We start from the raw sequence: 5,836 nt of genomic DNA on the forward strand, positions 1-5,836 counted from the left end.
GCGGCGGCCGACCTGCTCTACGTCGCTCAGCCCACGATGTCCGCGGCGATGAAGGACCTCGAGAGTCGGGTGGGCCGCGCGCTTCTGGCGCGCTCGGCACGAGGCGTCACGCTCACCACCGACGGGTCGGAGTTCCTCGGATACGCGCGGCAGGTCGTAGAGCAGGCGGAACTGCCCGAGCAGCGCTACCTGGGGCGGCCGCCGTCGCGACTGCAGATCGGGGTGTCGCAGCAGCATTACTCATTCGCGGTCGATGCGTTCGTGCGGATGGTGAAGCGCACCAGCGCGGCGGAGTACGAGTTCTCCCTGCGGGAGACCCGCACGTGGGACATCATCGAAGACGTGCGGACTCTGCGCAGCGAGCTCGGCATCCTGTTCCGCAACGACTTCAACCGCAACGTCATCGACAAGCTGCTGCGGGACTCCGGTCTCGCGTTCCATCCTCTGTTCGTCGCCGAGCCGCACATCTTCGTCTCACGGCGCAATGCCCTCGCCTCCCGAGACCGCGCGACCCTCGACGATCTCGTGGGCCTGCCACGGCTCACGTTCGACCAGGGCGCGAACAACTCGTTCTACTTCGCCGAAGAGATCCTCTCGACCCTCTCGAGCGCGCAGGAGATCAGGGTCTCGGATCGTGCGACCATCTTCAACCTCATGATCGGGCTCGACGGCTACACGATCTCCACCGGCATCATCAGCGACGATCTCGACCCGGAGATCGTCGCGGTGCCCCTCGACGTCGACGAGCACATCGAGATCGGATGGGTCGGTCGCACGGCCATTCCCCTCACCGAGCAGGCGCGGCAGTATCTCGTGGAGGTGCGCGACGTCGTCGCGGGTTTCGGGGTGGCGCTGCTCGACTGAGTCGAGCGGGCGATCGGTCAGACCGTGCCGTAGAGCCTGTCGCCCGCGTCGCCGAGACCGGGCACGATGTAGCCCTTCTCGTTGAGCCGCTCGTCGAGAGCGCCGAGCACGATCGTGACATCGCGGTCGCCGACGAGCGCCTCGATCGCAGCGAGCCCCTCCGGGGTGCCCAGCAGGCAGATCGCCGTGACGTCCTTGGCGCCGCGGTCGAACAGGAACTGGATCGCGGCGGCGAGCGAGCCGCCGGTCGCGAGCATCGGATCGATGGCGAAGCACTGGCGGTCGCTCAGGTCGTCGGGCAGGCGCTCGGCGTACGTCGTCGGCTCGAAGGTCGTCTCGTCCCGGACCATTCCGAGAAAGCCCACCTCAGCGGTCGGCAGCAGCTTCACGAGACCCTCGAGCATGCCGAGGCCTGCACGCAGGATGGGCACGACGATGGGGCGGGGCTCGGAGATCTTCACGCCCATCGTGGTCGTCACCGGAGTGGTGATCTCGACCGGGCTGACCTTCACGTTGCGGGTCGCCTCGTACGCGAGAAGCGTCACGAGCTCGTCCGTCAGCTGGCGGAAGACGGGCGACGGCGTGCGATGGTCGCGCAGTACCGAGAGCTTGTGAGTGACGAGAGGGTGGTCGGCGACGTGGACACGCATGGATACAGGCTAATGCGCCGGGGGCTCCGGCACGACATCGGATGCCCGCGTCCGCGCGCGCGGCTGTCGTAGGCTCGACGCATGACCGCCGCAGACACCCTCGCGATGCGCCGTGCTCTCGAGCTCGCGGTCGATGCGGCGGCAGCGTCGGAGATCCCCGTGGGCGCTGTCGTGCTCGATGCCGAGGGGCGCATCGTCGCGGAGGGACTCAACAACCGCGAAGCGACGCACGACCCCACCGGTCACGCCGAGATCGATGCCCTGCGTGCGGCGGCAGCATCGGTCGGCTCCTGGAATCTCGACGGCCACACCCTCGTGGTGACGCTCGAGCCGTGCGTCATGTGCGCGGGAGCGATCCTGCAGGCGAGGATCGGGCGCGTGGTCTTCGGAGCCTGGGACGAGAAAGCGGGCGCCGCGGGATCCATGTACGACGTGCTGCGCGATCGCCGCCTGCCCTACCGTGCCGAGGTCATCGGGGGAGTGGAGGCGGACGCCGCGACCGCGCTGCTTCGGGACTTCTTCGAGCAGCGCCGCTGACGGCTCGGGCCGTGGTCGCTCAGTCCGAGGACTTGAGCACGAAGACGTCGGTCGAGGGCTCGGGGTCGAGTGACGGACGGTACACGTCGGGCTCGATGTAGATGACCCGCGCGATCGGAAGCGCTTCGCGGATCCTGCTCTCGATCGCGTCGATGTCGACCGCCGCCTCACGCAGCGGCTTGTCGGCGTTGAGCGCGATCTTGGCCGCCACCATCAGTTCGTCCGGCCCCAGGTACAGCGTCTTCATGTGGATGATCTTCTCGATCTCGTCGCCCGCGTTGATCGCGTCGACGATCCGGTCGTGGTCGGCCGGCGTGGCGCCTTCGCCGACGAGCAGGCTCTTGGTCTCGATGCCGAGAACGATGGCGATCAGCACGAGCAGGATGCCGATCATCAGGGTGCCGAGGGCGTCGAAGACCGGATTTCCGGTGATCACGGTGAGACCGACGCCGAGCAGCGCGAACGTGAGTCCGGTGAGGGCCCCGACGTCTTCAAGGAGCACGACCGGAAGCTCGGGCGCCTTCGCGCGACGGACGAACGAGACCCAGGACTGGTTCTCGTCGCGCACCAGGTTGCTCTCCTTGACCGCGGTGCGCAGCGAGAAGGACTCGAGCCCGATCGCGACCACGAGCACGACGATCGGCAGCCACCACCAGGTCTGATCGAGCTCGTGCGGGTGGGTGAGCTTGTCGATGGCCTCGTAGATCGCGAACAGGCCTCCGACGGAGAACAGGATGATCGACACGACGAACGCGTAGACGTACCGCTCCCGGCCGTAGCCGAACGGATGAGCGCGGTCGGCCTCTCGCTTCGCCTTGCGGCCGCCCAGCATGAGCAGCAGCTGATTGCCGGAGTCGGCGACCGAGTGGATCGCCTCGGCGAGCATGGAGGCGGACCCCGAGAGCGCCCATGCCACGAACTTCGCCAGGGCGATGCCCAGGTTCGCCAGGAACGCCGCGAGAATGGCCTTGCCGCCGCCGGATGCACTCATGCGTCGAGTCTAGATCCGCTTGCCCGCTGTCGCCGGGTGCGCCCGCCGTAGGATGACGACATGGCTGACTCTCTTCCCGCTCTCGCGTTCCTCGGTGCCGGTTCGATGGGCGGTGCGATTCTCCGGGGAGTGGTCGCATCGGGAATCCGGATCGACGGCGGCATCGTCGCCACGAACCGCACGACCGACAAGGCGGCGGCGCTCGCAGAGCTCGACGGTGTGACGAGCATCGCGCTCTCCGAGACCGCCGACGGCAACCTCCGTGCGGCCGAGTCGGCGCGCATCGTGCTGGTGGGTGTGAAGCCCGCGATGGTGCCGGATCTGCTGCGCGAGATCGCTCCGGCACTGGCCGACGACGCGATCGTCGTGAGTCTGGCAGCCGGAGTCACGCTGCAGACCTTCGCCGACAACCTCGGCGCCGACGTCCGGGTCATCCGCTCGATGCCGAACACCCCGTCCACGGTCGGCAAGGGCGTGACCGGTCTTGCCGCGGGCGCGGCCGCATCGGCCGAGGATCTCGCTCTCGTGCACCGCCTCTTCGCGACGGTGGGCGCGGTGGTCGAGGTGCCGGAGTCGCAGATCGACGCGCTCTCGACGATCTCCGGGTCAGGCCCCGCGTACGTCTACCTGCTCATCGAAGAGCTGACGAAGGCCGCTGTCGGCATGGGGTTCAGCAACGATGATGCTCGGACCATGGTGGAGCAGACCTTCATCGGGGCGACCGCACTGCTCGATGCCTCGGGCGAGGAGCCGTCCGAGCTCCGCCGTCGTGTCACGAGCCCCAAGGGCACCACCGAGCGGGCCGTCGCCGTGCTGCAGGACGCGCATCTGGATCGCACGTTCGCCGAGGCTGCGGATGCCGCGCTCGCTCGCGCCGGAGAGCTCGCTGCCGGAGCCTGACATGCGACTGCGGTTCACGGGAGAGATCTGGTTCTGGCGGGGTCCTGCGCCGTTCCACTTCGTCACCGTGCCGCCGGCTGAGAGCGAGATGATCGGCGATGTGGCGAGCGTCGTCACATACGGCTGGGGAATGATCCCCGCATCCGTGACCATCGGTCGGACGACCGTGACCACCGCGCTCTGGCCGAAGGACGGCGGCTACATCGTGCCCGTCAAGAAGGCGCTGCAGGATCGTGAGGGCGTCGGAATCGACGACGTCGTCGAGATCACGCTCGACATCGACGCCTGACGTCCCCTCGTGCGGATGCCGATCAGCGATCGAGCGCGGCGAAGCGCTCGATGTCGCTGTTGGTGCCCGACACGATGATCAGGTCGTGGTTGGTGACGATCGTGTTCGCCTCGGCGTAGCGGAACGGCTTGCCCGGGCTCTTCACGCCGACCACCGTCACCTTGTACTTGCTGCGCACGCCCGACTCGTTGAGCCCGACGCCGCGGATGAACTTCGGCGGGTACATCTTCGCGAGCACGAAGTCGTCGTCGAACCGGATGAAGTCGAGCATGCGACCCGAGACGAGGTGGGCGACGCGCTCGCCGGCTTCGCGCTCGGGGTAGATGACGTGGTTCGCGCCGACGCGGGCGAGGATCTTGCCGTGCGACTGCGAGACGGCCTTGGCCCAGATCTGCGGCACCTTGAGGTCGACGAGGTTCGCGGTGATGAGCACCGACGCCTCGATCGACGAGCCGACGGCGACGACGGCGACCTGGAAGTCCTGGGCGCCGATCTGCCGCAGTGCGTCGATGTTCTTGGCATCGGCCTGCACGGTGTGCGTCACGCGGTCGGACCACTTCTGCACGAGCTCGAGGTTGTCGTCGATCGCGAGCACCTCGCGGTCGAGGCGGTCGAGTTCGCCCGCGCAGGCGGCACCGAAGCGGCCGAGACCGATGACGAGGACGGGAGCGTCGCCCCGGAGGACTTCAACCAACGATCGGCCTTTCCACGGGCAGTGAGTAGTACTGCGTTCGCGATGTCGCGGCGACGGCCGCGGCGAGAGTCACTGTACCAACGCGCCCCATGAAGATGGTGGTCGCGAGCACGTAGGTGCCGGCATCGGGGAGCTCGGCGGTGAGTCCGGTCGACAGGCCCACCGTCGCGAACGCGGAGATCACATCGAACAGGACGTGACTGATGTCGGCTTTCGTGATCTGGGCGATGATGATCGTCGAGAGCGCGACGATCGTCGCACCCCACGCGACGACGCTGAGAGCGACGCGCTGCACATCGCTGGGGATGCGGCGGCCGAACGCCTCGACCGACTGGCGGCCCTTCGCCTCCGACCAGACGGCGATCGCGAGTACGGCGAGGGTCGTGACCTTGATTCCGCCGGCGGTGGATGCCGAGCCGCCGCCGACGAACATCAGCATGCTCGCGGCCAGAAGCGACGATCCGTTCAGGTCGTCCATCTCGATGACGTTGAAGCCGCCGGAACGGGTCATCGCCGAGAGGAAGAACGCCTGGAACGTGGTGTCCGCCGCATCCATCGACCCGAAGGTCTTGGGGTTCGCGTATTCGAGGATGAGGAACACCACGGCACCCAGAACGAACAGCAGCACGGTGGTGACGAGGGTGAGCTTGGTGTGCAGCGACCACTTCTTCACGTGCCACACGTGCTTGGCCAGCGTGTAGATGACCGGGAAGCCGATGCTTCCGAGGAAGACGCCGACCATCAGCAGCGAGAGCACCAGGTAGTCGTCGGCGAACACCGCGACACCGCCGGCGTTCGGCGCGAAGCCCGTGTTCGTGAACGCCATCGCGGCGAAGTAGGGGGCCTCCCACAGTGCGGCGATCGGTTCGACGCCGGCCATGACGAGCGCGGGGTAGAGGAGTACGGCGAGC

8 protein-coding genes are annotated in these 5,836 nt (G+C 67.5%); 4 read left to right on the forward strand and 4 right to left on the reverse strand.

Going from position 1 to position 5,836, the window contains the following annotated elements; all coding sequences use genetic code 11:
- On the forward strand, positions 1-864 hold an 864-nt coding region (locus tag J7E68_RS09440), incomplete at its 5' end, for a LysR family transcriptional regulator (RefSeq protein WP_215172013.1).
- 17 nt (positions 865-881) lie between these two features.
- Here the strand turns inward: J7E68_RS09440 and upp are convergent.
- A complete protein-coding gene (gene upp, locus J7E68_RS09445; protein ID WP_215172015.1) occupies positions 882-1,514 on the reverse strand; it encodes a uracil phosphoribosyltransferase in 633 nt (210 codons plus the stop codon).
- A gap of 81 nt (positions 1,515-1,595) precedes the next feature.
- On the opposite strand from upp, the gene tadA reads away from it, so the two are divergent.
- Complete coding sequence (gene tadA / locus J7E68_RS09450) at positions 1,596-2,051, forward strand: tRNA adenosine(34) deaminase TadA (protein ID WP_215172017.1); 456 nt, start codon at positions 1,596-1,598, stop codon at positions 2,049-2,051.
- A gap of 19 nt (positions 2,052-2,070) precedes the next feature.
- On the opposite strand, the gene J7E68_RS09455 is transcribed toward tadA, so the two are convergent.
- Complete coding sequence (locus J7E68_RS09455; protein ID WP_215172019.1) at positions 2,071-3,042, reverse strand: cation diffusion facilitator family transporter; 972 nt, start codon at positions 3,040-3,042, stop codon at positions 2,071-2,073.
- 60 nt (positions 3,043-3,102) lie between these two features.
- Here J7E68_RS09455 and proC point away from each other — a divergent pair, with 60 nt between their 5' ends.
- Together proC and J7E68_RS09465 are read left to right on the forward strand one after the other, a co-directional pair.
- Entirely contained in the window at positions 3,103-3,942 is an 840-nt protein-coding gene (gene proC / locus J7E68_RS09460; protein ID WP_215172021.1) for a pyrroline-5-carboxylate reductase, read from the forward strand.
- A 1-nt stretch (position 3,943) separates the two neighbouring features.
- Positions 3,944-4,231, forward strand: a complete 288-nt coding sequence (locus J7E68_RS09465; RefSeq protein ID WP_215172023.1) for a DUF1905 domain-containing protein — start codon at positions 3,944-3,946, stop codon at positions 4,229-4,231.
- Positions 4,232-4,253: 22 nt separating this feature from the next.
- Here the strand turns inward: J7E68_RS09465 and J7E68_RS09470 are convergent, their stop codons facing one another.
- Both J7E68_RS09470 and J7E68_RS09475 read right to left on the reverse strand, forming a co-directional pair.
- Positions 4,254-4,925, reverse strand: a complete 672-nt coding sequence (locus J7E68_RS09470) for a TrkA family potassium uptake protein (protein ID WP_047520565.1) — start codon at positions 4,923-4,925, stop codon at positions 4,254-4,256.
- Positions 4,918-5,836, reverse strand: a 919-nt coding sequence (locus J7E68_RS09475; protein WP_285225101.1) for a potassium transporter TrkG, incomplete at its 5' end; no start/stop codon positions are given. The genes J7E68_RS09470 and J7E68_RS09475, both read right to left, overlap by 8 nt.

Source organism: Microbacterium sp. ISL-103 (assembly GCF_018613995.1).
In the GTDB taxonomy this organism is placed as follows: domain Bacteria; phylum Actinomycetota; class Actinomycetes; order Actinomycetales; family Microbacteriaceae; genus Microbacterium.

What these genes read in the sequence shown, in the direction of transcription:
- proC (WP_215172021.1), top strand. Translation starts at nt 3,103, where the DNA reads ATGGCTGACTCTCTTCCCGCTCTCGCGTTCCTCGGTGCCGGTTCGATG.
- J7E68_RS09455 (WP_215172019.1), bottom strand. Translation starts at nt 3,042, where the DNA reads ATGAGTGCATCCGGCGGCGGCAAGGCCATTCTCGCGGCGTTCCTGGCG.
- J7E68_RS09465 (WP_215172023.1), top strand. Translation starts at nt 3,944, where the DNA reads ATGCGACTGCGGTTCACGGGAGAGATCTGGTTCTGGCGGGGTCCTGCG.
- tadA (WP_215172017.1), top strand. Translation starts at nt 1,596, where the DNA reads ATGACCGCCGCAGACACCCTCGCGATGCGCCGTGCTCTCGAGCTCGCG.
- upp (WP_215172015.1), bottom strand. Translation starts at nt 1,514, where the DNA reads ATGCGTGTCCACGTCGCCGACCACCCTCTCGTCACTCACAAGCTCTCG.